The organism is Bradyrhizobium sp. SUTN9-2, from assembly GCF_003122645.1.
Lineage (GTDB): Bacteria > Pseudomonadota > Alphaproteobacteria > Rhizobiales > Xanthobacteraceae > Bradyrhizobium > Bradyrhizobium yuanmingense.
On record NZ_LAXE01000001.1, the window covers coordinates 1,061,680 to 1,086,114 of the forward strand.

Consider the following 24,435-nt stretch of genomic DNA (forward strand, 5'->3'; position numbering starts at 1 on the left):
TCGCGAGAAGCCGATGTGGCCCGCTCGGATCAACCGTTGAATGAGCGCCATCATTTCAAGTCCTGCCGTACTGTTCCGGTGTGAGCTCCAGCGGCTCCTCGCGCTGACATGCTGATAACCCCCGTCGAATTCCCGACAGTAAAATTAGAACTTTGTTCGAGCTTTTGCCGTAAAGAATCAGGCTGCTCGCCCGCTTCGTTGCTGTCCGACCATCGCGACGGACCTTCCAATCGGATCTGGGGGAGACGCAGATTGGAATATGTCAGCACTGCTGCGCGATCAGTTCCTCGATACTGACGAGCATATCCCCCTTCGGCTCAATTCGAGATGGAGATTTCCTGATGTTCGGCCGTAAATTCCACACTGATGCACAATCGCGGCTCGATGCCATCGGCCGTTCGCAGGCGATGATCGAATTCAATCTTGATGGGACGATCATCACGGCCAACAAGAATTTTCTCGACGCACTCGGCTACCGGCTCGAGGAGATCCAGGGCAAGCATCACTCGATGTTCGTGCCGGCCGACCAGCGCGACAGCGCCGAGTACAAGGCGTTTTGGGCCGCATTGAACCGTGGCGAGTATCAGGCGCGCGAGTTCAAGCGGATCGCGAAAGACGGCCGCGAGGTCTGGATCGAAGCATCCTACAATCCGGTGCTCGACGGCAACGGCAAGACGGTGATGATCGCCAAGATTGCGACCGACATCACCGAGAAGAAGATCCGCAGCATGACGGACGCCTCCAAGATCGCTGCCATCAGCCGCGCCCAGGCCGTCATCGAGTTCAAGCTCGACGGCACCATCCTCTCGGCCAACGAGAATTTCTGCAAGGCGCTCGGCTATTCGCTCGACGAGATCAAGGGCAAGCATCACAGCCTGTTCGTGGCCGAGGCCGACCGAAACAGCCCGGCCTATCGCGAATTCTGGGCCGCGCTCAACCGCGGCGAATACCAAGCTGGCGAGTTCAAGCGGATCGGCAAGGGCGGCCGCGAGGTCTGGATCCTTGCCTCCTACAATCCGTTGCTCGACGAAAACGGCAAGCCGTACGGCGTGGTCAAGTTCGCGACCGACGTCACCGCGGAGAAGCTGAAGAATGCCGATCTCGCCGGCCAGATCGCGGCGATCGACAAGGCCCAGGCCGTGATCGAGTTCAACATGGACGGCACGATCATCACCGCCAACGCCAACTTCCTCGGCGCGCTCGGCTATTCGCTGGCCGAGATAAAGGGCCGCCACCACAGCATGTTCGTCGAGCCCTCCGAGCGCGACGGTGCCGGCTATCGCGAGTTCTGGGCCGCGCTCAATCGTGGCGAGTACCAGGCGGCGGAGTACAAGCGCATCGGCAAGGGCGGCAAGGAGGTCTACATCCAGGCCTCCTACAATCCGATCCTCGACCTCAACGGCAAGCCGTTCAAGGTCGTGAAATACGCCACCGACGTCACCAAGCAGGTCCTGGTCCGCATGGGCAACGAGCGCGTGCGGGGCATGATGGAATCGGTCGCCGCCGGCTCGGAGGAGCTCAACGCCTCGGTGCGGGAGATCTCCGAGGCCATGACCAAGTCGCGCGAGACCGCGATGGGCGCGGTCGAGCAGGTCGGCGCCGCCGACGCGCAGGCCCAGCGCCTCACCGAGGCCGCGCAGGCGATGAGCGGCATCGTCGAGATGATCAACAACATCACTGGGCAGATCAACCTGCTCGCGCTCAACGCCACGATCGAATCGGCGCGCGCGGGCGAGGCCGGCCGCGGCTTCGCGGTGGTCGCTTCCGAGGTCAAGAGCCTCGCCAACCAGGCCAAGCAGGCGACCGACAAGATCGGCCAGGAGATCGGCAGCCTCAACAGCATCTCCGGCGACGTCGTCAGCGCGCTCGGCTCGATCAAGCAGGCGATCAACAATGTCAGCGAGTACGTGACCTCGACCGCCGCCGCGATCGAGGAGCAGAGCACGGTGACCAACGAGATGTCGACCAGCATGCAGCGCGCCGCCGCGGAAGCCGCGGCGATCGCGGCGAGGGCGTAGCGTCGAATTTGTAGCCCGCATGAGCGCAGCGAAATGCGGGACATGCGTCCCCCGATGTCGCTTCGCTCATCCGGGCTACGACGCCTCTACGATTTCGGCAGTTTCGCCTTCAGCGCATACAGAGCATCGAGCGCCTCGCGCGGCGACATCTCGTCGGGGTGCAGCGCCTTCACCGCCTCCATCAGCAGCTCCGCTTCGCTCGGCGGCGCGGCTTCAGTGGCGGCGCGCGAAGGGACAGCGAACAGCGGCAGATCGTCCACCAGGGCTCGTGCGGTCTGGCCGCGGTCCTGCGCCTCCAGCTTGGACAGCACCGATTTGGCGCGCGTGATCACCGCCGGCGGCAGGCCGGCGAGTTTCGCCACCTGGATGCCGTAGGAGCGGTCGGCCGAGCCCGGCAGCACCTCGTGCAGGAACACGACGTTGCCCTGCCATTCCTTCACCCGCACCGTGGCGTTGAACATCCGCGGCAGTTTTGCCGCGAGCGCGGTCAGCTCGTGATAATGCGTCGCGAACAAGGTTCGGCAGCGGTTGCTCTCGTGCAGATGCTCGATCGCGGCCCAGGCGATCGAGAGGCCGTCGAAGGTCGCGGTGCCGCGGCCGATCTCATCGAGGATGACGAGCGAGCGCTCGCCGGCCTGGTTCAGGATCGCCGCGGTCTCGACCATCTCCACCATGAAGGTGGAGCGGCCGCGGGCGAGATCATCGGCGGCGCCGACGCGCGAGAACAGGCGGTCGACGATGCCGATCCGCGCGCGCGTCGCCGGCACGAAGCTGCCGATCTGGGCCATCAAGGCGATCAGCGCGTTCTGGCGCAGGAAGGTCGATTTACCGGCCATGTTGGGACCGGTGAGCAGCCAGAGCTGGCCTGACTTCTGCGCCGGCGCGGGAGAGAGGTCGCAGGCATTGGCGATGAACGGCTCGCCGTTGCGCTTGAGCGCCTGCTCGACCACGGGGTGGCGGCCGGCCTCGATCGCAAAGCTGAGCGAACCGTCGACCTCGGGCCGCACATAGTTCTCGTCCACGGCGAGCTTGGCCAGTGACGTCGCGACGTCGAGCAGCGCAAAGCCTTGCGCCGCGGCGCGCAGATCGTCGCTGATCGCGAGCGCCTTGCCGCAGAGCCGCTCGAAGATCTCGAGCTCGAGGCCGAGCGCGCGGTCGCCGGCATTGGCGATCTTGGCCTCGATCTCCCCTAACTCGGCGGTGGTGAAGCGCACCTGTCCCGCCAGCGTCTGGCGATGGATGAAGGTCGCGTTCAGCGGCGGCGACATCAGCTTGTCGCCGTGCTGGGCGGTGACCTCGACGAAATAGCCGAGCACGTTGTTGTGCCGGATCTTGAGACCCTTCACGCCGGTTTGGTCGGCGTAACGGGCCTGCATCGAGGCCACGACCAGACGCGAGGCATCGCGCAGGTTTCGCGCTTCGTCCAGCGCGGGCGCGTAGCCCTGGCGCACGAAGCCGCCGTCGCGCTTGATCAGCGGCAGCTGCTCGTCGAGCGCGCTGGCGAACTCGGCTGCGAGCGCGCGCGACGGCCTTTGCAGCGCCGCCATCACCGCCGCGATTTCCTGCGGCGGCTGATCCAGTTCGGCGAGCCGCGTCAGCACCTGGTCGGCGGCGATGATGCCGTCGCGGATGCCGGCGAGGTCGCGCGGCCCGCCGCGGCCGACCGAGAGTCTGGCCAGAGCGCGCGACATGTCGGGCGCGCCGCGCAGGATGCTGCGGATGTCCTCGCGCGCGGCGGAATCGGCCACGAAGGTGCTGACCGCGTCTAGCCGCCGCGCGATCGCCGGCGCATCGGTCAGCGGCGCCGCCAGACGCTGCGCCAGCAGGCGGGAGCCTGCCGAGGTCACGGTGCAGTCGATCGCGTCGAGCAGCGAGCCGCGGCGTTCGCCGGCGAGCGTCCGCGTCAGCTCGAGATTGGCGCGCGTCGCCGGATCGATCGCCATGGTCGCACCCGAGGCTTCGCGCGCGGGCGGCGAGAGCGGCGGATGCTTGCCGACCTGGGTGCGGTCGACATAGGTGACGGCGGCGGCCGCCGCGGTGGCCTCCAGTCGCGTCAGCTGCGCGAGCCCGTCCATGGTCGCGACGGCAAAGTAGTCGCAGAGCCGCTTCTCGGCGGTGGCGCCGTCGAAGACGTCGCGAGTCAGCGGTGTCACCGCCGGCAGCTCGCGCAAGGTCTGGCCGAGCTCGTTGTCGCCAAAGAGCGCGTCGGTGACGATCGCCTCGTTCGGGTTGATGCGCGCCAGCGTCGCGGCGAGCTCGCCGCCCGAGACCTCGGTGACCATGAATTCGGCCGTCGAGATGTCGATCCAGGCAAGGCCGAAGCGGTCGCCGCCGGCGGAGGAGCGGGCGCGCGCGATCGCCAGCAGGTAATTATTGGCACGTGCATCCAGCAGCGTGTCCTCGGTCAGCGTGCCCGGCGTCACCAGCCGCACCACGCCGCGGCGTACCACGCTCTTGTTGCCGCGCGCTTTCGCCGCGGCAGGATCCTCGGTCTGCTCGCAGACCGCGACCCGATGCCCGGCGCTGATGAGACGATGCAGATAATCCTCTGAGCGCTCGACCGGCACGCCGCACATCGGGATATCCGCGCCCTGGTGCTTGCCGCGCTTGGTCAGGACGATGCCGAGCGTCCTCGAGGCGATCTCGGCATCCTCGAAGAACAGCTCGTAGAAGTCGCCCATCCGGTAGAACAGCAGCAAGCCCTGATGCGCCGCCTTGATCTCCAGATACTGCTCCATCATCGGCGTGACGCGCGCGGCAGCCTCGGCCTGCGGCGCGGGCGTGTCATCGGCGGGCGGAACTTGTATCGGCTGTTGCATCGTCATGGGCGGCGCAACCTACAAAATTTCGGCACCTGCTCCTATTTGCTTTGCCGGGGAAGCGAAGGTTTTCCACGTTGTCCGTGTAGCGCATGCGGCTGCCACATTTTCCGCCGTCATTCCGGGATGCGCCGGAACGGCGCAGGCCCCGAATCCATCGGGCCGCACGTCACGCCGACAAATGGATTCCGGGTTTGCGCCAAATGGCGCGCCCCGGAATGACGTCTGCTCCGCGAAACCGTCAATTGACCTGCCGCGGGCGCCCTCCTAAAACTCCGCCGACATTGAAGAATTTGGCCGGATCGCGGCATTCAGGGAGAACAACGATGCGTGACGTCTTTATCTGCGATGCCGTGCGGACCCCGATCGGCCGTTTCGGCGGCTCGCTCGCCAAGGTGCGCGCCGACGATCTCGCCGCCGCCCCGATCAAGGCGCTGATGGCCAAGCACCCCAATCTCGATTGGGCACAGGTGGACGAGGTGTTCTTCGGCTGCGCCAACCAGGCCGGCGAGGACAATCGCAACGTCGCGCGCATGGCGCTGCTGCTGGCGGGCCTGCCGGATTCGGTTCCCGGCCAGACTCTGAACCGGCTCTGCGCCTCGGGCCTCGATGCGGTCGGCGCCGCGGGCCGCGCCATTCGTTCCGGCGAGATCGATCTCGCGATTGCCGGCGGCGTCGAATCGATGACCCGCGCGCCCTTCGTGATGGGCAAGGCGCAGGAAGCCTTCTCGCGCTCGGCCGAAATCTTCGACACCACGATCGGCTGGCGCTTCATCAATCCGCTGCTGAAGGCGCAGTATGGCGTCGATGCGATGCCGGAGACCGGCGAGAACGTCGCCGAGGAGTTCCAGGTCTCGCGCGCGGACCAGGACGCCTTCGCCATCCGCTCGCAGCAGCGCGCAGGCGCAGCGATTGCCGCCGGCTATTTCGCGGAAGAAATCACGCCCATCATCATTCCCGGCGGCAAGGCCGGCCCGATCACCATCGACAAGGACGAGCATCCGCGTCCTGAGACCACGCTGGAAGGTTTGGCAAAACTGAAGCCGATCGTGCGCAATCCCGGCACCGTCACGGCCGGCAACGCCTCCGGCGTCAATGACGGCGCCGCCGCCATGATCCTGGCCTCGGAAGCCGCGGTCAGGAAGCACGGCCTGACGCCGCGAGCCCGCATCCTCGGGCTCGCCTCGGCCGGCGTGCCGCCGCGGATCATGGGTATCGGCCCGGTGCCGGCGACCCGCAAGCTGATGGAACGGCTGGCTAAGAAGATCAGCGATTTCGACCTGATCGAGCTGAACGAAGCTTTCGCTTCGCAGGGCATCGCCTGCATGCGCCAGCTCGGCGTCGCCGATGACGCCGATTTCGTTAATCCGCATGGCGGTGCCATCGCGCTTGGCCATCCGCTCGGCATGAGCGGTGCTCGCCTCGCGCTCACCGCCGTGCACGGCATGGAGAAGCGCGGCGGCAAGCTCGCACTCGCCACCATGTGCGTCGGCGTCGGCCAGGGCGTCGCGGTTGCGATCGAGAAGCTGAATTGAACTCTCTCCTTCGCCGCTCCCCGCTCTTCGCGGGGAGAGGCGAAGATCCCGGGCTCGCTCATTTCTCTCGCGTCCCGGAAAGACAGGGAGAAAATACCTGTGATCATCGAGCGCGAAAAGGACGTCACGGCCGCGGCCCTCGCGGTAATGGAGCGGACATCCGATCCTCGGCTGCGCGAGATCATGGTCTCCCTGGTCAAGCATTTGCACGCCTTCGTCCGCGATGTCAGGCTGACCGAGAAGGAGTTCCGCGACGCCGCGGCGATCGTGGCCGAGCTCGGCAAGCTGACCACCGACACGCATAACGAAGTCGTGCTGATGGCGGGGTCGCTCGGCGTCTCCTCGCTGGTGTGCCTGCTCAACAACGGCGATCAGGGCAATACGGAGACCGATCAATCATTGCTCGGCCCGTTCTGGCGGTTGAATTCGCCCCGGGTCGAGAATGGCGGATCGATCGTGCGCTCGCAGACACCGGGAGCCACGCTGTTCGTCAGCGGCCGCGTCGTCGATAAGGACGGCCGGCCGGTCGCCGGTGCCGAGGTCGATGTCTGGCACGCCTCGCCGGTCGGCCTCTACGAGAACCAGGACCCCGAGCAGGCCGACATGAACCTGCGCGGCAAGTTCACGACCGATTCTGACGGGCGCTTTTCCTTCCGCTCGGTGATGATGGTCGGCTATCCCATTCCGACCGATGGTGTCGTCGGCCGCCTGCTCGCGGCGCAGGCCCGCCACCCCTATCGTCCCGCGCATCTGCATGCCCTGATCTTCAAGCCGGGATTCAAGGTGCTGATCTCGCAGGTCTATGATCCCAGCGACCCCCATATCGACAGCGACGTGCAGTTCGGTGTGACGCAGGCGCTGATCGGCAAGTTCGTGCGCCACGATACGCCGCATCCGACGGCGAAGGACGCCACCGTGCCTTGGCATTCGCTCGACCATACCTACCGGCTCGAGGCCGGAGAGGCCGTGCTTCCGCGTGCGCCGATCAGGTAGCAGCGGCCGGCTGCCATGCGCGGGAACGCCGCCAAACCGGCTTTCCCAAATTAGTTATATCCTATAATGATTGGCGGAAGAGTTGACTGGCCGGACCGAAAACGGCCGGGGAGGAGTTCGCCAATGACATTCATCTATCCCACCGGCAGCAACGCGGCGCATCCGCTGCCGCTGTCGCCCGACTACAAGAGCTCGATCAAGCGCGCGCCGAACAAGCCCTTGATTCCGATGCCCCATACGCTGTCGGAGCTGACCGGGCCGGTCTACGGCCACGAGACCGTGCGCGAGGGCGACAACGACCTCACCCGCCAGCACGCGGGCGAGCCGCTCGGCGAGCGCATCATCGTGCATGGCCATGTGCGCGACGAGGACGGCCGCGGCGTGCCGAACTCGCTCGTCGAGATATGGCAGGCCAATTCCTGCGGCCGTTATGTCCACGTCCGTGATCAGCATCCGGCGCCGCTCGATCCGAATTTCACCGGCGCGGGCCGCACCGTGAGCGATGCGTCCGGCTATTATCGCTTCGTGACGATCAAGCCTGGCGCCTACCCTTGGGGCAATCACCACAATGCCTGGCGTCCAGCGCACATCCATCTGTCGGTGTTCGGCCATTCCTTCGTCACGCGCCTGGTGACGCAGATGTATTTCCCGAACGACCCCTTGTTCCCGTTCGACCCGATCTTCAACTCGGTGCCGGACGAGAAGGCGCGGGCGCGGATGGTCTCGTCGTTCGACTTGGAGAATACCCAGCCCGAATGGGCGCTGTGCTACCGCTTCGACATCGTGCTGCGCGGCAAGGACGCCACCCCCATGGAGAACCATTAAGTGCAAGAGTCCGCGAAGCCCGACGGGATCACCCCATCGCAGACGGTCGGTCCGTTCTTCAAATACGGCCTGACGCCGACCGGCGAGTACGCCTGGAACGACGCGTTCACCAATTCGACGCTGACGCCCGATGTCACCGGCGATCGCATCCGCATCGAGGGCCGGGTGTTCGATGGCGACGGCGTGGCCGTCCCCGATTGCATGCTGGAGATCTGGCAGGCGGATGCGCAGGGCCGCTTCGCCGATCCCCAGGACAAGCGCGCGCTGCCGAATGCGAGCTTCCGCGGCTTTGCCCGCTGCGGCACCGACAAGGACGGCAACTATTCCTTCGAGACCATCAGACCGGGTGTGGTGCCGGATCCCGAGGGCAAGCCGCAGGCGCCGCACATCCTGCTTGCGGTGTTTGGCCGCGGCATGCTCAGGCATCTCTACACCCGCATCTATTTCAACGACGAGGCCGGCAACGCCACCGATCCAGTGCTGGCGCTGGTGCCTGCCGACCGCCGCGCCACGCTCACTGCGGTCCGCGAGGCCGGCAAGCCGGTCTACCGGCTCGACCTGCACCTGCAGGGCGACAACGAGACGGTGTTCTTCGACGTATGAGGGCAGGGCGTGCCGGGGAGGCCTGCTCCTCGGCACACATATCTCATTCGGCGCATCGGAGCCGGTGCTGCGTTGCCGCATCAGACTCGAACGTTGATTTTGCGCGGTTGTGCGTCAGCCTCGCTGACTCAATACCGATGACTTGACGCCTAATCTCCGTATTCATGCGGGGTTCGTGAAATACAATTCCGGCGCGAATCAATCCCGTATTTACCGTAGTCGTCTAGGGTGGCCGCAGTTTCGACGCCGACCTGGATTGTTTCATGAAATTTCGTCTGTCCTTGTCCTCTGCGATCGTCGCGTTTGGCATCGTTCTCGCCATTGGTTTCGCCGCCGTTGTTTCCACCAGCCTGTACGCCCTAAAAGAGCTCAAGGTCGGCGGTCCGCTCTATTCCGACATCAAGCTCGGCAATGACCTCATCGCCGACATCCTGCCGCCGCCCGAATACATCATCGAAGCCTATCTCGAGGCGACGCTGGCCATGCGCGAGCCGGATCAGCTGGCGGCCCACGGCGAGCGTCTGGTCCAGCTCCGCAAGGACTACGACGAGCGCAAGGCGTTCTGGGTCTCCTCCAGCCTCTCGGCCGACCTCAAGACCGCGCTGGTGTCGAAATCCGATGCGGAGGTGCAGAAATTCTGGAAGGCATCGGATCAGCTTCTGCCCGCCCTCAAGGCCAAGGACGCGGCGGCTTCCGAGCGCGTCTATGCGCAGCTCAAGGAGGCCTATACCGCGCATCGCGCCGTCATCGACAGTATCGTCGAGAGTGCCAACAAGCGGAATGCCGCCATGGAGAAGCTGGCCGCGGACCGCGACAGCGCGATGCTCTATATCCTCCTCGGCGTCTCCATCGCCGTCCTCGCCTTCGTTACCGCCGGCCTGCTGGGTGTTGCCCTCGGCGTGGTGCGCCCGATCGTGCGCATGACGGACACGATGCAGAAGCTCGCGACCGGCGATCTCGCCGCCGAGATTCCGTTCGCGCAGCGCCAGGACGAGGTCGGCTCGATGGCGGGTGCGCTTGTGGTGTTCAAGCAGGCGGCGGTCGAGAACTCCCGTCTGCGCGAGGAGCAGTTGCGGCAGGAACGGGCGGCGGCGCTCGCCAAGCGCTCCGCCCTGCACCAGATGGCCGAAACGGTCGAGCGCGAGACCGGCCGCTCGGTCGATACCGCGACCGCGGCGACGCAGGGCGTGGAGCAAGCCGCCTCCGGCCTCTCTGAGATCGCAAAGTCGCTCTCTGCGCAGTCGCAGGCGGTGGCGGCGGCCTCGACCCAGGCGCTCGGCAGCTCGCAGGCCGTCTCCGCTGCGGCCGAAGAGTTGAGCGCCTCGATCCGCGAGATCACCAGCCAGGTCGCGCGGACCAGCACCGTCACCAAATCGGCCGTCGCCGGCCGCGAGCAGGCGCGTTCGACCATTCAGGCGCTGGCCGGATCGGTGAAGAAGATCGCGGAGGTCTCCGACCTCATCGGCGGCATCGCAGGCCAGACCAACCTCCTCGCGCTCAACGCGACGATCGAGGCGGCGCGCGCCGGCGAGGCCGGCCGCGGCTTCGCGGTGGTTGCCGCCGAGGTGAAGTCCCTGTCCGACCAGACTGCCAAGTCCACCGAGGAGATCGGCCGGCTGATTGCAGAGATCCAGGCCTCGACGCAGGCCGCGGTGGACGCCGTTGAGGCTATGGGAGGCCACATCATCGAGATCGACGGCGTGGCGACATCGGTCGCTGCCGCGATGGAACAGCAGGATGCCGCGACCCGGGAGATCATGCGGTCGATTTCCGAATCGGCCTCCGCCGCACAGGAGGTCTCGGCCAAGATCGGCGACGTCAGCCGCGATGCCGCCTCCGTCAACCAGCGCGCCGCGGATGTGAGGCAGGCGATCGCCGGGATGACGGCCAATCTCGATCAACTGCGCGCGATCGTCGTGCGGACGGTGCGCGACTCGACCGCCGCGGCCTGAGCCGGCGGCAGCCGCTGGTGCCCGGGCATGTGATCGTGCAGTATGACGCGGGACAGGGGCATCGTGGTTCATGACATCTCCACAATTGCCGACGGTCGTTGAGCCCGCCCGACTGACGGCCGCGCTGCGCCGGGGCGGCGCGCTGGATGCAGGCGCCGTCCGCGAGGTGAAGGTGCTGCATCAGCGCGACACAGTGGTGTCGCATATCGTCAGGCTCGGGCTGCGCTATGTCGGCGAGTCCGCCGGTGCTCCGCAGTCGCTGATCCTCAAGACGCCCAATGCCGCTTTCGCCAAGCGCCTCGCCAATGGCGGCCGGCGCGAGGTGGGCCTTTACACGCAGCTGGTGCCGCAGATGCCGCCGGGACTCGTGCCGCGCTGCTTTGATGGGCATTTCGACGAGGACAGCTTCGCCTGGCATCTGCTCCTGGAAGATCTCACCGACAGCCACGAGATCGCGACGGCCTGGCCGGTGCCGCCGTCGCGTGAGCAGACGTTCGCCATCGTCACGACGCTGGCGCGCTGGCATGCAGCCTGGTGGGACCATCCGAGCCTCGGCGAGACCCTCGGCACCTGGGCCAGCGTGGAGGACAGCGCGCAACGCATGGAGACGTTCGCGGGGCATTACGACCGCTTTGCCGATCTTCTCGGCGATCGCCTCAGCGAGGAACGGCGGATCCTCTATCGTCGGCTCATCGATCAATCGGAGCGGCTGTCCCAGCGTTACCATTCACGCCGCCACCTCAGTATCACGCATGGCGATGCCCATGTCTGGAATTTCCTGCTGCCGCGCACGGGAATCGATGACACCGTGCGCATCTTCGATTTCGATCTGTGGAGCATCGACGTTCCGACGCACGACCTCGCCTATATGATGGCGATGCATTGGTATCCGGAACGCCGGCAGGCGCTCGAACGGCTGCTGCTCAATCTCTACCACGACACGCTGATCGAGAGCGGCATCACCGGCTATTCGCGCGGAGCGCTCGACCGCGACTATCGCTGGGCGGTGCTCTGGCAGATCACGCGGCCGGTCTGGCAGTGGAGCATCAACATCCCGCCGCTGATCTGGTGGAACAATCTGGAGCGGGCGTTTGCGGCCGTGGATGATTTGGGCTGCGAGGAGCTGTTGTAGCGCTGTTGTGTCCCGGACGCGGTGCAACGTGTAGCGCTGCGCTGCGTCCGGGGCCCGAGATCCGCTACTCCATCACCGCATGCTCCGGCCCCGCCGCCTGCTTGCGCAGCGTCGCCTTGGTCGAGCCGATCAGCAAAGCGAGCGGGATGGTGCAGAGGATGAAGAGCATCACCAGCTGGTAGTCGTGCGCGAAGGCGATGATCTGCGCCTGCACGTTGACCATTCTGTCGGCCATGGCGCGGCCGGTGTCGGTCGACAGATTGATGATGCCGCTGACGCCGGGCATCTGCAGCGCGTGGTTGAACGGGTTGATGTGCTCGGACAGGATCGCGTAGGTCCATCGCGTGCCTTGCGTCAATTGCGCGATCACGACGGAAATGCCGACCGAGCTCGCGACGTTGCGCATCAGGGTCAGCATCGCGGTGCCGTCGGTGCGCAGCTCGTTCGACAGTGTCAGGAACGCCACGGTCGAGAGCGGCACGAAGACGAGGCCGAAGCCAAAACCCTGGATGACGCTGACCGTGACGATCTCCGGCACCTGGGTCAGATCGGTCCAGCCGGTCATCTGGAACAGCGAGCCGGCGGTCAGCGCCAGGCCGCAGATGATCAGCGTGCGCGCCTCGAAGTAGCGCATCATGCGGCCGACCAGCATCATGGCGAAGAAGGTGCCGAGCCCGCGGGTCGCCAGCAGCAGGCCGGCGGTGATGATGGGATAGCCGATCACGTTCTGCATGTAGGGCGAGGCGAGCGCCATGGTGGAGAACAGGACGAGCCCCATCACGATCATGAACAGGCAGCCGGTGACGAAGTTGCGGTCCCGGAACAGGGCGAAGCGGATGAACGGGGTCGAGGTCGTGAAGGAATGCGCGAGGAAGAAGTAGAACGCGGCGGCCGAGACGATGAACTCGGCGAGGATCTCGTTCGATTCCAGCCAGCCCAATTGCTCGCCGCGGTCGAGCGCGAGCTGCAGCGCGCCGATCGCGACCGCCAGCGCGGCGAAACCGAACCAGTCGAATTTGAGGCTGAAATCCTTCCTGGTCTCGTCCATGAAGACGACCAGCCCGAGCACGGTGATGATGCCGAACGGCAGGTTGACGAAGAACACCCAGTGCCAGGAATAGGTCTCGGTGAGCCAGGCTCCCAGCGACGGTCCCATGATCGGACCCATCATCACGCCCATGCCCCAGATCGCCATCGCCTTGGCGCGTTCCTGAAGCGTGTAATAGTCGAGCATGACCGATTGCGACAGCGGTACCAGCGCTGCGCCGAACACGCCCTGCAGCAGGCGGAACAGCACCATCTGGTTGATGTCCTGCGCGAGGCCGCACAGCACCGATGCCATGGTGAAGCCGGCCGAGCAGATGATGAAGATGCGCTTGCGGCCGAAGCGGTTGGCGATCCAGCCCACCGGCGCCGTCATGATCGCGGCGGCGACGATGTAGGAGGTCAGCACCCAGTTGATCTGGTCCTGCGAGGCCGACAGCGTGCCCTGCATGTAGGGGAGGGCGACATTGGCGATGGTCGTGTCGAGCGCCTGCATGATGGTCGCGGTCATGGCGCAGATCGTCACCATGTTCCGGCGCAGGCCGGGGACCATCGGGCTGGCATGGGGGCCGGACATCGCGCCAGTCCTTGTCTTATTCTTTATCCTGGCCCGCGGTCGCGGACAGGCCGAGCAGGCCGGCAAGCGACCGCCGATGACCGGTGTCGATGGTGGCGTAGACGCTCATGCCGGCTTTCAGCTTCCGCACATATTTGTCGGTCTCGTCAAAATAGATGCGGATCGGCACACGCTGCACCACCTTGACGAAATTGCCCATGGCGTTCTGCGGCGGCAGGATCGCGAATTGCGCGCCGGTGCCGGGCGAGAGCGAGCCGATCTTGCCCTTGAAGACATGGTTCGGGAACGCGTCGACCTCGAGCGTGACGGACTGGCCTTCGGTGACATAGGTGAGGTCGCTCTCCTTCGGATTGGCGTCGACCCAGGGATGGGCGACGTCGATGATGGAGAACACCGGCGTGCCGGCGGGCACATAGCGGCCGAGCTGAATCTGCTCGACCTGCGTCGCCACTCCATCCATCGGCGCGCGCAGCACGGTGTGGTCGAGGTTGCGCTGCGCGTCATCCAGCTTGGCTTTTGCCTGAGCGTAGGGCGGGAATTGCTCGAGCGGCAGATCAGGGTTGCCGAGCAGCTGGGTCTTTGCGTTGGAGAGCTGCTGCTTGATGTACTGCGCCTGCGCCCCGGCGGTGACCAGTGCGTTGGAGGCGTTGTCGAGATCGAGCTGGGAGCCGAAATTGTTCTTCACCAGCGCCTGCTTGCGCTCGACGTCGCGCTGCTTCAGATCGATGCCCTGCTGGGCGAGGCCCAACATGTCGCCGTAGATCTTGATGTTGGCGACGAGGTTGTCATAGGTCGTGCGCGCCTGCGCGAGCTGCGCCTTGGTCTCCTCGACCGCGAGGCGGAAAGGAACCGGGTCGATCTCGAACAGTTCGTCGCCGCGCTTGACCGACTGGCCTTCCTTGACGACGACTTTCAGGATCTTGCCGGAGATGTCGGGTGTCACCAGCACCTTCTGTGCGCCGACATAGGCATCGTCGGTGCCGACATAGCGGCCCCCATGCAGATAGAAGGTGACGCCGCCGATGGCGACGATGACAGGCAGCACGACCAGGAGCAGGAAACGGCGATAGCGGCGCAGGCCCGCCAGCAGGCGGCGGCGCGGATCGGTGCCGGCCTTCTTGGTCGGCTTGCCGCTGTCGCTCTTCTGCTCGGGCTGCAACTTGACGACCTGATCAGCCATGGCGCTGCTCCTTGCGTGCTTGCTCCGCGCCGGATGCCTGGATCGCGGTTCGCACGTTTTCCTTGATGGTTTCGAGCTGGGTGAGGAGGCGGTGCGCGTCCGCCGGATTGATGCCGTCGAGCGCGTTCGCCGTCAGCTCCGACTTCAGGCCGCTCATGCGGCCGAGCAATTGCCGCCCGGCCTTCTTGAGGTACAGGCGCTTGACCCGGCGATCCGAAGCGTCGCTGCGGCGCTCGATCCAGTCGTTGTCGCAGAGCTTGTCGATCAGCCGCGTCAGCGTGATCGGCTGCATCTCCAGGAGCTCGGCGAGCTCGGACTGCTTCATGCCCTCGCTGCGCTCCACCTTGGCCAGCACCGCCCATTGTGCCCGGGTGATGCCGAAGCGCGAGGCCTCCTTGTCGGCATAGACGCGCAAGAGGCGATAGAGCTCACCGAGCGTGAACAGGAAATTCTGGTCTACCGACCCGCGGCTCATGAGCGTCGTCTCCAATAAGCTTGAATATTATAAGCAAGCTTATGATTAATTCACGGACCGGTGGCGCGGTGCTGTCCCGCGGGAGGAGCATGGCTGGCAGCCGTAGGACTCGTCGTGCTTTGGGTTCCCCCGCCGAAATGCTAGAAGACGGCGACATGAGCCTCGCAAAGCCGGCATTCCCCGCGCCCGACCATGATCACGGCCGCTGCACCGCGGACGCGCTTGCGCATGCCGAGGTGGTCTGCCAGCAGCGTGCGCAGAAATTCACGCCGATCCGCCGCCAGGTGCTGGGTGCCTTGCTCTCCAGCCACCGCCCGCTCGGCGCCTACGAAATCATCGACGAGCTTGCCAAGTCGATGGCGCGGCCGGCACCGATCACGATCTATCGTGCGCTCGACTTCCTGATGGCCAACGGCCTCGTGCATCGCATCGAAAGCCGCAACGCCTATCTCGCTTGCGCAGCCCACGACCACGATTCGACCTCCGCGGTGGCGTTCCTGATCTGCGAGCGCTGCGGCCTGGTCGGCGAGATCTCCTCGGCGTCCTTCGCCAAGGACCTCAACGCCGCCGCGCGCAGCTCAGGCTTCGCGCCAAAGCTGTCTGTGGTGGAGATCACGGGCGTCTGCACGCATTGTCAGAAAATGTCTTGAAGCAACAACGGCGCAAAGCCGGATTTTTGGGAAGAAATGTCCGCACCTCAAGCCATACCGTCCGCCGGCCGTCCCCTCAGTGCCAGCGCCATCGCCCTGATGCTCATGCTGTGCCTGACCTGGGGATTCAACCAGATCGCGGTGAAGCTGGTGCTGCCGGACATTCCGCCGATGCTCCAGGCCACCATCCGCTCGATGGGCGCGCTGCCGGTGCTGTTCCTCATCGGCACCTTTCGCGGTGTCAATTTTTTCGAACGTGACGGCACCTGGAAGCCCGGCCTGATCGCCGGGCTGATGTTCGGCATCGAGTTCGTGTTGATCTTCCAGGGGCTGCACTTCACGTCTGCTTCTCGTGCGGTGGTGTTCCTCTACACCGCGCCGTTCTTCGTGGCGCTCGGCTCCTACCAGGTGCTCGGCGAGCGTCTCGGTGGCGCGCAATGGCTCGGCCTTGCCATCAGCTTTGCCGGCGTGGCGCTTGCGATCGGCGTGCCCCAGCCCAATGTCGATTCGCAGGTTCTGCTCGGCGATCTCATGATCGTCGGGGGCGCCGCGCTGTGGGCCGCGACGACGCTGGTTGCCAAGGGCACGCGGCTGCGCTTCGCCGCGCCCGAGAAGGCCCTGGGTTATCAGGTCGCGACCTCGATCCCGATCCTGGGGCTGGCGGCCTGGCTGTTCGGCGAATCCATCACCCACACTCCGTCGCCGCTGTCGCTCGGCCTGATGGCCTTCCAGGCGATCTGGGTGGTGGGAACCACGTTCACGCTTTGGTTCGCGCTGGTGAAGGCCTATTCGGCCAGCAAATTGTCCGCTTTTACCTTCATCACCCCTTTGTTTGGCGTGGTGGGTAGCTATTTCATCATGCACGACACCCTCAGCCTGACATTCGGGGCCGCAGCGGTCCTTGTAATTGCTGGGCTTTTTCTGGTTAACCGTCCCAGCCCATCAGCTGCGGCGCCGCGTGATGCATTGCTGAACGTCACCAAAACCTGATATTTGGACCGCCATGAACAAGCTCGAAAACCCTCTCGATTCAGACATTGCGGGCCCGGCGCCCCGGCACCGGACCACCCAGGTCAAGGTCGGCAACGTCACTGTGGGCGGCGGTGCGCCGATCGTCGTACAGTCGATGACCAACACCGATACCGCCGATGTCGAAGGCACCATCGCCCAGGTCGCAGCGCTCGCGCGCGCCGGCTCCGAAATGGTCCGCATCACCGTGGACCGCGAGGAGGCCGCAGCCGCCGTTCCGTACATCCGCGACGGCCTCGCCAAGCGCGGCATCACTACGCCCCTGATCGGCGACTTCCACTATATCGGCCACAAGCTGCTCGCGGCCTATCCGGCCTGCGCCGAGGCCCTGGCCAAATACCGCATCAATCCCGGCAATGTCGGCTTCAAGGACAAGCGCGACACCCAGTTCGCCGACATCATCGAGATCGCGAACAAGAACAACAAGCCGGTGCGCATCGGCGCCAATTGGGGCTCGCTCGACCAGGAGCTTTTGACCAAGCTGATGGACGAGAACGCGGCCTCGCCCAATCCGCGCGACGTGCGCGCGGTGACGCGCGAGGCCATGGTGCAGTCGGCGCTGCTCTCGGCGGCGCGCGCCGAAGAGCTCGGCATGCCCAAGGACCGCATCATCCTCTCGGCAAAAGTCTCGGCGGTGCAGGATCTCATCGCGGTCTATCAGGATCTCGCGTCCCGTTCGGACTACGCCATCCATCTCGGTCTCACCGAGGCCGGCATGGGCTCCAAGGGCATCGTTGCGTCCTCGGCCGCGCTCGGCATCCTCTTGCAGCAGGGCATCGGCGACACCATCCGCATCTCGCTGACGCCCGAGCCCGGCGGCGACCGCACCCGCGAGGTGCAGGTCGGCCAGGAGCTCTTGCAGACCATGGGCTTCCGCACTTTCGTGCCGCTGGTTGCCGCCTGCCCCGGCTGCGGCCGCACCACCTCGACCACGTTCCAGGAGCTGGCCCGCTCGATCCAGGATTTCATCCGCGACGAGATGCCGACCTGGAAGACCAAATATCCCGGCGTGGAAGAGCTCAACGTCGCGGTGATGGGCTGCATCGTCAACGGCCCCGGCGAGTCCAAGCACGCCAATATCGGTATCTCGCTGCCCGGCACGGGCGAAGCGCCGGCCGCGCCCGTCTTCGTCGACGGCAAGAAGTTCCGCACGCTGCGCGGCCCGACCATCTCCGCCGACTTCAAGGCGCTGGTGATCGACTACATCGACCAGCGCTACGGCCAAGGCGCCAAGGTGCCGGCGCCTGCGGCAGAGTAGGCGCTCCTCAACATCGGAATCGTAGGGCGGGTTAGCACAGCCTAACCCGCCTATTTTTTTGCGGGCGCGAGGTGGCGGGTTACGCTTCGCTAACCCGCCCTACGTTGCTACGATGGCTCCCAATCAAGAACGATCGGGAGACACGCCATGAGCTCACTCGCCGGCAAGCAGGGCCCGCGCTATCGTCACACCGCTGAAGACGGCGCGCCGTACGAGACCATCGTCGTCGAGAAGCTCACCCCCATCATCGGCGCGGAAATCAGTGGCGTCGATATCGGCAAGCTTGTCGATGGCGATGCCCGCTCCAACCGGCAGATGGACGAGATCCATCGCGCGCTCGCCGAGAACCTCGTCATCTTCTTCCGCGACCAGCACATCACACCGCAGCAGCATCTCGCCTTTGGCCGCAAGTTCGGCGAGCTGCATTTTCATCCCGCCGCCCCGCATGAGGACGAAGACCCCGCCTTGATGAAGATCTATGCGGACAAGAACTCGCCGCGCGCCAATGGCGAGGGCTGGCACTCCGACGTGTCCTGCGATCTCGAGCCGCCGATGGGCTCGATCCTCTACATCAAGCAATGCCCGCCCCGCGGCGGCGACACGCTGTTTGCCAACATGTACGCGGCCTATGAGGCGCTGTCGGAGCGCATGAAAGCCTATCTCGATGGCCTGACGGCGCTGCATGACGGCGAGCCGATCTATCGCGGCCTCTATGCCAATTATGGCGTTGCCGATCGTCCCTCCTATCCCCATGCCGAGCATCCCGTGGTGCGCACGCATCCGGTCACCGGCAAGAAGGCGCTCTACGTCAACCGCGGCTTCACTCGCCACATCAACGGCATCCCGCGCGACGAGAGCGATGCGATGCTGGCCTATCTCTACCAGCACGCCGAGAACCCGCTGTTCCAGTGCCGCTTCCGCTGGACCGAGAACGCCATCGCGTTCTGGGACAACCGCTGCACCCAGCACCGCGCGATGTGGGACTACTGGCCGCACACACGCTCGGGCACGCGCGTGACGGTGAAGGGAGAGAGGCCGGTCTAATGGGCCGGGCTCGGGAGACCAACATCAATCAGTCGGCTTCGCGCAAAGGAAAGCCCCGGACGCGAGACCGGGGCTTCGTTTGTCGAAGAAGTGCCAAAGTCAGTATTTGGCGACGATCGGGCCACCGAAGCGGTAATTGATGCGGGCGGTGACAATGTCGACATCCTGGCGGATCGTATCACCGCGCGTGACCCCCGGAACGATCGACGAGCTAAAGGTGATGTCGCGATTCCCCATGAACAGGTGATCGTACTCGAGCGCCAGCGACCAGTTCGGCGCGAAACCGAATTCGATGCCGGTGCCTACGACGCCGCCCCAGCGGGTCTCGGTGGCGCGATCAAACACCAAGCCGATGCTGGTGATCACGCCCTCGTACTTGTCGCGGGTGACGGCGGCGCCGCCTTTCACGTACCAGAGAACGTTGTTCCAGCTGTAGCCGACCTGGCCGGTGAATAGGCCGAGCGCATCAACCTCGGAGCGGTTGGTGAAATTGCCGTAGAACAAGCTGGAATTGGAGCCGGTGAAGTCGGCCCAGTTGCCCTGCGCCTCAACACCGAACACCCAATTGGTGGCCTGCCAGCGATAGCCGATCTGACCACCGACGGTGGCGCCGCTCGCATTGTGGCAGCCTTCCCGGAAGGGCGGTGCAACGGTGAAGCCGGCATCGTTGTAGATGTCCCAGCACTTGTCGGCCCAGCCGCCACCGCCGTTGATGCCGACGTAGAAGCCGCTCCAATCGTAGATGGGGGCGATTGCGGGTGCCTTGGTGTAGGGTCGGGCTGCAAGGTCAGCGGCCGACGCCGCGCCTGTGAACAGCGCCATCAGAGCGGCGGTTGCGAATGCGAGTTTCTTCATTTGACCCCGTAGACATTCAATGGACGATTCGAATTCAAACCCGCCCAAAATACCGGCTAGTTGCGCGTTCGTCCGTCGCTCCGCCGCAACAGTCGCCGACAATCTCCGCGAGCGCGGGAATCGCGCGATTGCCAGTGCCGCATCGCGCAACGACACGATCGTCATTTTCATTTCGTCTCAAGTACTTAGCTGCCGACGCGATGGTCGGCCTGATCGCCCAAGGCAGGGGGGCGCCCTGGGTCAGACCGCGCGTTGACGCTCGGACCTCCCTGCGTCAAGGTGATCAAAAGCAAAAAGCACCGCCGAAGGTCGCGTCATCTTTCGTCCCGAAAGACTACAACTTCCTCACCGAAAGCGGTCCCGGCACCGGCATGCGTGAGCAGCAGCGGAGTAGCGCTTGAGGCACCTGCGGAGCGTCATCGTCGGGCTGGTCGCCTCGATCGTTCTGTCATCGCTTGCATTCGTCACGGCCGGCGAGGCTGCTATCGCGCGCAAGAGTGCGAGACATGAGCCGAAACCCTCACCTTCATTCAAGTGCGAGACGCCCAAATTCCGGATCGTCGTGGATGTCGGCCACACGCCGGACTCCTACGGTGCATTGAGCGCACGCAACGATCCGGAGTTTGGCTTCAACTTCCGCCTCGCACGGCTCATCACGGCCAAGCTCAAGGCCGAGGGCTTTGCCGCAACCCGCCTGCTCGTCACCGACGGCAAGGCACGGCCGAGCCTGTTCAAGCGCGTCGGCGCTGCAAACGAAGGCCGCGCCGATCTGTTCCTGTCGGTCCATCATGATTCGGTGCCGGACAAGCTGCTCGAGACCTGGGAATTCGACGGCGCAAAGAGCTATTTCAGCGATCGCTTTTCGGGCCACTCGCTGTTCGTGTCGCGGCAGAATCCGCACTTTGCCGCCAGCCTGATGCTGGCCAGGATGATCGGCCGGCAATTGAAGCAGCAGGGCCTGCACTATGCCAGCCAGTACACGCTGCCGGTGATGGGCCGCTACCGGCGCCAGCTGCTCGACAAGGATGTCGGCGTCTACCGCTATGACGGGCTGGTCGTGCTGTCGCGCACGCGAAGCGCCGCCGTGCTGCTCGAGGCGGGCTCGATCATCAATCGCGACGAGGAAATGGAGATGAACTCGCCGGAGCGACACGAGGCGGTCGCACAAGCCGTCGCGGCCGCGATGAGGGAGTTTTGCGAGAGACGGTAGTTGGCCCTGCCGGTTCAGCAGCAGTCATTGCGAGCGCAGCGAAGCAATCCAGAGTCCTTCCGCAGAGGCAGTCTGGATTGCTCGCTGCGCTCGCAATGACGAGGAAGCTACAGCGGCCCGGCTCGATATTCCCTATTCGCCAGGCTCGCCTCCTCCAGATCCAGATCGCGCTCGATCCGCCGCCGCGTCTCGTCGGTGATCTGGCCGTCGCGCAGCAGCTTGTGGATGAATTTGCGCTCGGCGGCGATCAGGTCGCGGGTCAGAGCGGTGCCGGCGGCAGAGATGTCGTGACGGTTGGGATCGAGCGAGTCCGGGAGCTGGTTGAAGCGGATCTCGTGGCGGGCGCGCAGCAGCCGCATCACCTCGTCGGAAACCTCTTTTTCCGCCGTGAGCGCGTCGAGCGATTTCAGCGCGGCACCCAGCGCCTGACGGCGCGCGGCGATCTCCGCTTCGTGCTCGGCGGCATGCTCGTGACGACCGGCTTCGGCGACGCCGAGCCACCGCACGATCGGTGGCAGCGTCAGGCCGACGCCGATCAGCGTCACGAAGATGACACCGAAGGCGACGAACAGGATCAGGTCGCGATACGGAAACGCTTCGCCATTCGGCAGCGTGAACGGCAGCGCCAGCGCGGCGGCGAGCGACACCGCGCCGCGCACGCCGGTAAAGGCGAGCACGAATGGCCATTGCCATGGCGGCGAAGGATCGCGCTCGCGCAGCGACCTGGAGAGCATTCGCGGCAGATAAGTCGCGGGATAGAGCCAGGCAAAACGCGCGATCACGACGATCACCAAGACCAATGCGGTTGCGATGAGAATGTCATCGAGCGGAAAAGTCTTTGATTTCTCGTAGAGCGCGCGCATCTGGAAGCCGGTGAGCAGGAACAGCATGCCCTCGATCAGGTAGATCACGAGATCCCAGAAGAAGATGCCTTGCAGGCGCGTCGCCGAGGAGATCAGCAATGGGCCGTTCCAGCTGACATAGAGCCCGCAGGCCACCGTTGCGATCACGCCGGAGCCGCCGACATGCTCGGGCAGCCAATACGAGACATAGGGCGTGATCAGCGACAGCGTCAGCTCGACCTGCGGATCTCCAGACCATTTGCGAAGGCGCAAGGAGAGCCAGCCGACGCCGATGCCGAAGGCGATCTCGCCGGCGACGATGAGGAGGAATTCACCGGCCGCGAGCGGCAGTGAGAAATGGCCGACGAGGATCGCGGCGAGCGCGAAGCGGTAGAGGATCAGCGCGGTGGCGTCGTTGGCGAGACCTTCGCCTTCGAGCACGACCAGGATGCGGCGCGGCATGTTCAGCCGGCGCGCGATCGCGAGCGGCGCCACCACATCGGGCGGCGCGACGATGGCCCCGAGCAGGAAGCCGACGGTCCAGGGCAGGCCGATCATGTAGTGTGTGGCGGCCGCCACCATCGCCGTGGTGAAGATCACGGCGCCGACCGCGAGCAGCACGATCGGACGCAGGTTCTTCTTGAATTCGCGCCAGCTCATCGCGACGCTGGCCGAGTAGATCAGTGGTGGCAGCACCACCAGCAGCACCAGCTCCGGCGGCAGCTCCACAGTCGGCATGCCCGGCACGAAAGCGAGGCCGACGCCCGCCAGCATCAGCAGGATGGCAGGGGCGACGTTGAAGCGTCGCGCGGCCAGTGCCACGCCTGCCAGCACGGCCAGCAGGATGAGAAAGGTCTGAAACTTCGCTTCCATGATGGTCTGTCTTGACCCGGAAGCGACGGCTAGGTCAATGCGCGGCTCACGCCAGCCGTTCGGCCACCATCCGCCCAATCCGCGCGAACGCGGATGTGATCTGCGCCGCGCTCGGCGTGCCGCCCTGGGTATAGGCCGCGATCAGGATCGGCGTATCCGGCTTCGGCCAGGCGACCGCGATGTCGCCCGAGGCGTCCTTGCCGTTGTTGCCGGTCTTGTCGCCGATCTTCCAGCCTGCCGGGAGTCCGCCACGCAGGCGATTTGCGCCGGTCTTGCAGTTCACCATCCAGTCGGTGAGCAGGGCCCACGAAGCAGGCGACAGCGCCTCGCCCGCGACCAGCCGGCGCAAATTTCCCGCCATCGCTGCCGGCGTCGTGGTGTCCCGGGGGTCGCCGGGTTGCGAGCGGTTGAGCTCGGGCTCGTTGTGGTCGAGCCGCGAGGTGGTATCGCCGAGCGACCGCCAGAAGGCGGTCAGCGCGGCGGGGCCGCCGATCCGCGCCAGTAGCAGATTGGCGCAGGTGTTGTCGCTGAGCTCGACGATGGCCTTGCACATCTCGCCGACCGACATCTTGCCGGCCGCGAGATTTTCCCTCGCCACCGGCGCGTATTCCAGCAGATCCGACTGGCCATAGCGGATCATGGCCGCGAGTTGCTCCTCGCCGCGATCGACCCGCGCCAGCACGCTGGCGGCGAGCGAAGCCTTGAACGTCGAACACATCACGAACCGTTCGTCGGCGCGCCAGGAGAGCTTCTTGCCGGTTGCGAGATTCTCCGCATAGAGCCCGATCCGCCCGCCGCTCTCGCGCTCGTAGGATTCGAATTCTGATGGGGCATCCCCGGCGAGCGCAGGGGAGGCGGCCAACCAGGCGAATGAGGCGAGCAGGGAGCGGCGGTCGACAAGCATGGTGATTTCCAGGCGAGCAGGGGTGGGAGATGGAGCGGACGCTGCATCCGCATCGTCATTGCGAGCGCAGCGAAGCAATCCAGACTGTCTCCGCGGTGAGATTCTGGATTGCTTCGCTGCGCTTGCAATGACGGAGAATTGGATAGCGAGTGCGTCCGAATTCGGGCAGCAGGACGGCGTCCGTCACTCCCTCAAATCATATCGGTACGACTTCGACACGATCTGCCAGCCGTCGGCGAGCTTCATCGCCACGAGATAGTCGGTGAAATAGCGCGGCGGCAGCTGGCAGCGCACCTTGATGAACGCGGTCTTGTCGTCCGACCGGTCGATGGTGACGATGAAATCCTCGCGCGGCTTGCCTTCGGCCTTGGCCGAGGCGCGCTTGCGCACGCGGTCGAGCCAGTCCGGCACGGTCAGAACCTGGAGCTCGCCCTTTTCGACCCAGCGCAAATCGGCGGAGGGATGGAAGATGGCGCCGAGCTTGTCGGCGTTGCCCTCGTAAAGTCCGTCAAAATAGGATTGCACGACGGCTTCGACGCTCGACCGGTCCTGGCTCATGGGTCGTTCCTTTGCATGATGGCTTCGGGCCAACTTAGTCGTACACGTTGAAATGCGCT

The 24,435-nt window shown here is 65.1% G+C and carries 20 protein-coding genes; 12 read left to right on the plus strand and 8 right to left on the minus strand.

Translation table 11 applies throughout. The features are described from left to right. Nucleotides 1-341 precede the first annotated feature (341 nt). A complete protein-coding gene (locus tag XF30_RS04975) occupies nucleotides 342-2,018 on the plus strand; it encodes a methyl-accepting chemotaxis protein (protein WP_109142082.1) in 1,677 nt (558 codons plus the stop codon). A gap of 86 nt (nucleotides 2,019-2,104) precedes the next feature. On the opposite strand, the gene mutS is transcribed toward XF30_RS04975, so the two are convergent. Then, nucleotides 2,105-4,843 carry a DNA mismatch repair protein MutS gene (gene mutS / locus XF30_RS04980; RefSeq protein ID WP_109142083.1) on the minus strand — a complete coding sequence of 913 codons (2,739 nt, stop codon included), beginning with the start codon at nucleotides 4,841-4,843 and terminating at the stop codon, nucleotides 2,105-2,107. Nucleotides 4,844-5,163: 320 nt separating this feature from the next. On the opposite strand from mutS, the gene pcaF reads away from it, so the two are divergent. From pcaF to XF30_RS05010, 6 genes are all read left to right on the plus strand, one after another. Next, nucleotides 5,164-6,372 (plus strand): 3-oxoadipyl-CoA thiolase, encoded by a 1,209-nt coding sequence (gene pcaF / locus XF30_RS04985; protein WP_109142084.1) that lies wholly within the window; start codon nucleotides 5,164-5,166, stop codon nucleotides 6,370-6,372. A gap of 99 nt (nucleotides 6,373-6,471) precedes the next feature. Next, nucleotides 6,472-7,365: a dioxygenase family protein gene (locus XF30_RS04990; RefSeq protein WP_109142085.1), complete on the plus strand. Its 894-nt coding sequence runs from the start codon at nucleotides 6,472-6,474 to the stop codon at nucleotides 7,363-7,365. Nucleotides 7,366-7,488: 123 nt separating this feature from the next. Continuing rightward, the gene (gene pcaH / locus XF30_RS04995; RefSeq protein ID WP_109142086.1) at nucleotides 7,489-8,190 is read left to right on the plus strand and encodes a protocatechuate 3,4-dioxygenase subunit beta; all 702 of its coding nucleotides are present in this window, start codon (nucleotides 7,489-7,491) and stop codon (nucleotides 8,188-8,190) included. Then, on the plus strand, nucleotides 8,191-8,793 hold the full coding sequence (gene pcaG, locus XF30_RS05000; RefSeq protein ID WP_109142087.1) for a protocatechuate 3,4-dioxygenase subunit alpha: 603 nt from the start codon (nucleotides 8,191-8,193) through the stop codon (nucleotides 8,791-8,793). A gap of 263 nt (nucleotides 8,794-9,056) precedes the next feature. Next, nucleotides 9,057-10,745: a methyl-accepting chemotaxis protein gene (locus XF30_RS05005; protein WP_109142088.1), complete on the plus strand. Its 1,689-nt coding sequence runs from the start codon at nucleotides 9,057-9,059 to the stop codon at nucleotides 10,743-10,745. Nucleotides 10,746-10,815: 70 nt separating this feature from the next. Continuing rightward, nucleotides 10,816-11,877, plus strand: a complete 1,062-nt coding sequence (locus tag XF30_RS05010) for a phosphotransferase (RefSeq protein ID WP_109142089.1) — start codon at nucleotides 10,816-10,818, stop codon at nucleotides 11,875-11,877. 64 nt (nucleotides 11,878-11,941) lie between these two features. Here the strand turns inward: XF30_RS05010 and XF30_RS05015 are convergent, their stop codons facing one another. From XF30_RS05015 to XF30_RS05025, 3 genes are read right to left on the minus strand one after another with little or no spacing between them, the layout of a single operon-like run. Continuing rightward, nucleotides 11,942-13,498: an MDR family MFS transporter gene (locus XF30_RS05015; protein WP_244608875.1), complete on the minus strand. Its 1,557-nt coding sequence runs from the start codon at nucleotides 13,496-13,498 to the stop codon at nucleotides 11,942-11,944. Between the two features lie 16 nt (nucleotides 13,499-13,514). Then, entirely contained in the window at nucleotides 13,515-14,678 is a 1,164-nt protein-coding gene (locus tag XF30_RS05020) for an HlyD family secretion protein (protein WP_109142090.1), read from the minus strand. Further along, on the minus strand, nucleotides 14,671-15,153 hold the full coding sequence (locus XF30_RS05025) for a MarR family winged helix-turn-helix transcriptional regulator (protein ID WP_036002289.1): 483 nt from the start codon (nucleotides 15,151-15,153) through the stop codon (nucleotides 14,671-14,673). Before XF30_RS05025 ends, XF30_RS05020 begins: the two co-directional genes overlap by 8 nt. Before the next feature lie 155 nt (nucleotides 15,154-15,308). On the opposite strand from XF30_RS05025, the gene XF30_RS05030 reads away from it, so the two are divergent. From XF30_RS05030 to XF30_RS05045, 4 genes are all read left to right on the plus strand, one after another. Further along, complete coding sequence (locus XF30_RS05030; RefSeq protein WP_036002259.1) at nucleotides 15,309-15,803, plus strand: Fur family transcriptional regulator; 495 nt, start codon at nucleotides 15,309-15,311, stop codon at nucleotides 15,801-15,803. Nucleotides 15,804-15,839: 36 nt separating this feature from the next. Beyond that, entirely contained in the window at nucleotides 15,840-16,793 is a 954-nt protein-coding gene (locus tag XF30_RS05035) for a DMT family transporter (RefSeq protein WP_109142091.1), read from the plus strand. 13 nt (nucleotides 16,794-16,806) lie between these two features. After that, nucleotides 16,807-18,090 carry a flavodoxin-dependent (E)-4-hydroxy-3-methylbut-2-enyl-diphosphate synthase gene (gene ispG / locus XF30_RS05040; protein WP_036002253.1) on the plus strand — a complete coding sequence of 428 codons (1,284 nt, stop codon included), beginning with the start codon at nucleotides 16,807-16,809 and terminating at the stop codon, nucleotides 18,088-18,090. A 147-nt stretch (nucleotides 18,091-18,237) separates the two neighbouring features. After that, nucleotides 18,238-19,134, plus strand: coding sequence for a TauD/TfdA dioxygenase family protein (locus XF30_RS05045; RefSeq protein WP_109142092.1), 897 nt, complete (start codon nucleotides 18,238-18,240; stop codon nucleotides 19,132-19,134). 99 nt (nucleotides 19,135-19,233) lie between these two features. Here XF30_RS05045 and XF30_RS05050 read toward each other — a convergent pair whose 3' ends face one another. Continuing rightward, nucleotides 19,234-19,989 (minus strand): outer membrane protein, encoded by a 756-nt coding sequence (locus XF30_RS05050; RefSeq protein ID WP_109142093.1) that lies wholly within the window; start codon nucleotides 19,987-19,989, stop codon nucleotides 19,234-19,236. Between the two features lie 397 nt (nucleotides 19,990-20,386). Here XF30_RS05050 and XF30_RS05060 point away from each other — a divergent pair, with 397 nt between their 5' ends. Next, nucleotides 20,387-21,199 carry an N-acetylmuramoyl-L-alanine amidase gene (locus XF30_RS05060; RefSeq protein ID WP_036023940.1) on the plus strand — a complete coding sequence of 271 codons (813 nt, stop codon included), beginning with the start codon at nucleotides 20,387-20,389 and terminating at the stop codon, nucleotides 21,197-21,199. Nucleotides 21,200-21,306: 107 nt separating this feature from the next. On the opposite strand, the gene XF30_RS05065 is transcribed toward XF30_RS05060, so the two are convergent. The 3 genes from XF30_RS05065 to XF30_RS05080 form a co-directional block, all read right to left on the minus strand. Further along, a complete protein-coding gene (locus XF30_RS05065; protein ID WP_192893034.1) occupies nucleotides 21,307-22,914 on the minus strand; it encodes a Na+/H+ antiporter in 1,608 nt (535 codons plus the stop codon). 46 nt (nucleotides 22,915-22,960) lie between these two features. Further along, nucleotides 22,961-23,818 carry a class A beta-lactamase gene (bla, locus tag XF30_RS05070; RefSeq protein WP_109142095.1) on the minus strand — a complete coding sequence of 286 codons (858 nt, stop codon included), beginning with the start codon at nucleotides 23,816-23,818 and terminating at the stop codon, nucleotides 22,961-22,963. A gap of 183 nt (nucleotides 23,819-24,001) precedes the next feature. Further along, the gene (locus XF30_RS05080; RefSeq protein ID WP_036038516.1) at nucleotides 24,002-24,376 is read right to left on the minus strand and encodes a nuclear transport factor 2 family protein; all 375 of its coding nucleotides are present in this window, start codon (nucleotides 24,374-24,376) and stop codon (nucleotides 24,002-24,004) included. Nucleotides 24,377-24,435 lie beyond the last annotated feature (59 nt).

What these genes read in the sequence shown, in the direction of transcription:
- XF30_RS05050 (WP_109142093.1), bottom strand. Translation starts at nt 19,989, where the DNA reads ATGAAGAAACTCGCATTCGCAACCGCCGCTCTGATGGCGCTGTTCACA.
- XF30_RS05080 (WP_036038516.1), bottom strand. Translation starts at nt 24,376, where the DNA reads ATGAGCCAGGACCGGTCGAGCGTCGAAGCCGTCGTGCAATCCTATTTT.
- XF30_RS05005 (WP_109142088.1), top strand. Translation starts at nt 9,057, where the DNA reads ATGAAATTTCGTCTGTCCTTGTCCTCTGCGATCGTCGCGTTTGGCATC.
- XF30_RS04975 (WP_109142082.1), top strand. Translation starts at nt 342, where the DNA reads ATGTTCGGCCGTAAATTCCACACTGATGCACAATCGCGGCTCGATGCC.
- ispG (WP_036002253.1), top strand. Translation starts at nt 16,807, where the DNA reads ATGAACAAGCTCGAAAACCCTCTCGATTCAGACATTGCGGGCCCGGCG.
- bla (WP_109142095.1), bottom strand. Translation starts at nt 23,818, where the DNA reads ATGCTTGTCGACCGCCGCTCCCTGCTCGCCTCATTCGCCTGGTTGGCC.
- XF30_RS05030 (WP_036002259.1), top strand. Translation starts at nt 15,309, where the DNA reads ATGAGCCTCGCAAAGCCGGCATTCCCCGCGCCCGACCATGATCACGGC.
- XF30_RS05010 (WP_109142089.1), top strand. Translation starts at nt 10,816, where the DNA reads ATGACATCTCCACAATTGCCGACGGTCGTTGAGCCCGCCCGACTGACG.
- mutS (WP_109142083.1), bottom strand. Translation starts at nt 4,843, where the DNA reads ATGACGATGCAACAGCCGATACAAGTTCCGCCCGCCGATGACACGCCC.
- XF30_RS05045 (WP_109142092.1), top strand. Translation starts at nt 18,238, where the DNA reads ATGAGCTCACTCGCCGGCAAGCAGGGCCCGCGCTATCGTCACACCGCT.
- XF30_RS05025 (WP_036002289.1), bottom strand. Translation starts at nt 15,153, where the DNA reads ATGAGCCGCGGGTCGGTAGACCAGAATTTCCTGTTCACGCTCGGTGAG.
- XF30_RS05020 (WP_109142090.1), bottom strand. Translation starts at nt 14,678, where the DNA reads ATGGCTGATCAGGTCGTCAAGTTGCAGCCCGAGCAGAAGAGCGACAGC.
- XF30_RS05035 (WP_109142091.1), top strand. Translation starts at nt 15,840, where the DNA reads ATGTCCGCACCTCAAGCCATACCGTCCGCCGGCCGTCCCCTCAGTGCC.
- XF30_RS05015 (WP_244608875.1), bottom strand. Translation starts at nt 13,498, where the DNA reads ATGTCCGGCCCCCATGCCAGCCCGATGGTCCCCGGCCTGCGCCGGAAC.
- XF30_RS05065 (WP_192893034.1), bottom strand. Translation starts at nt 22,914, where the DNA reads ATGGAAGCGAAGTTTCAGACCTTTCTCATCCTGCTGGCCGTGCTGGCA.
- pcaF (WP_109142084.1), top strand. Translation starts at nt 5,164, where the DNA reads ATGCGTGACGTCTTTATCTGCGATGCCGTGCGGACCCCGATCGGCCGT.
- pcaH (WP_109142086.1), top strand. Translation starts at nt 7,489, where the DNA reads ATGACATTCATCTATCCCACCGGCAGCAACGCGGCGCATCCGCTGCCG.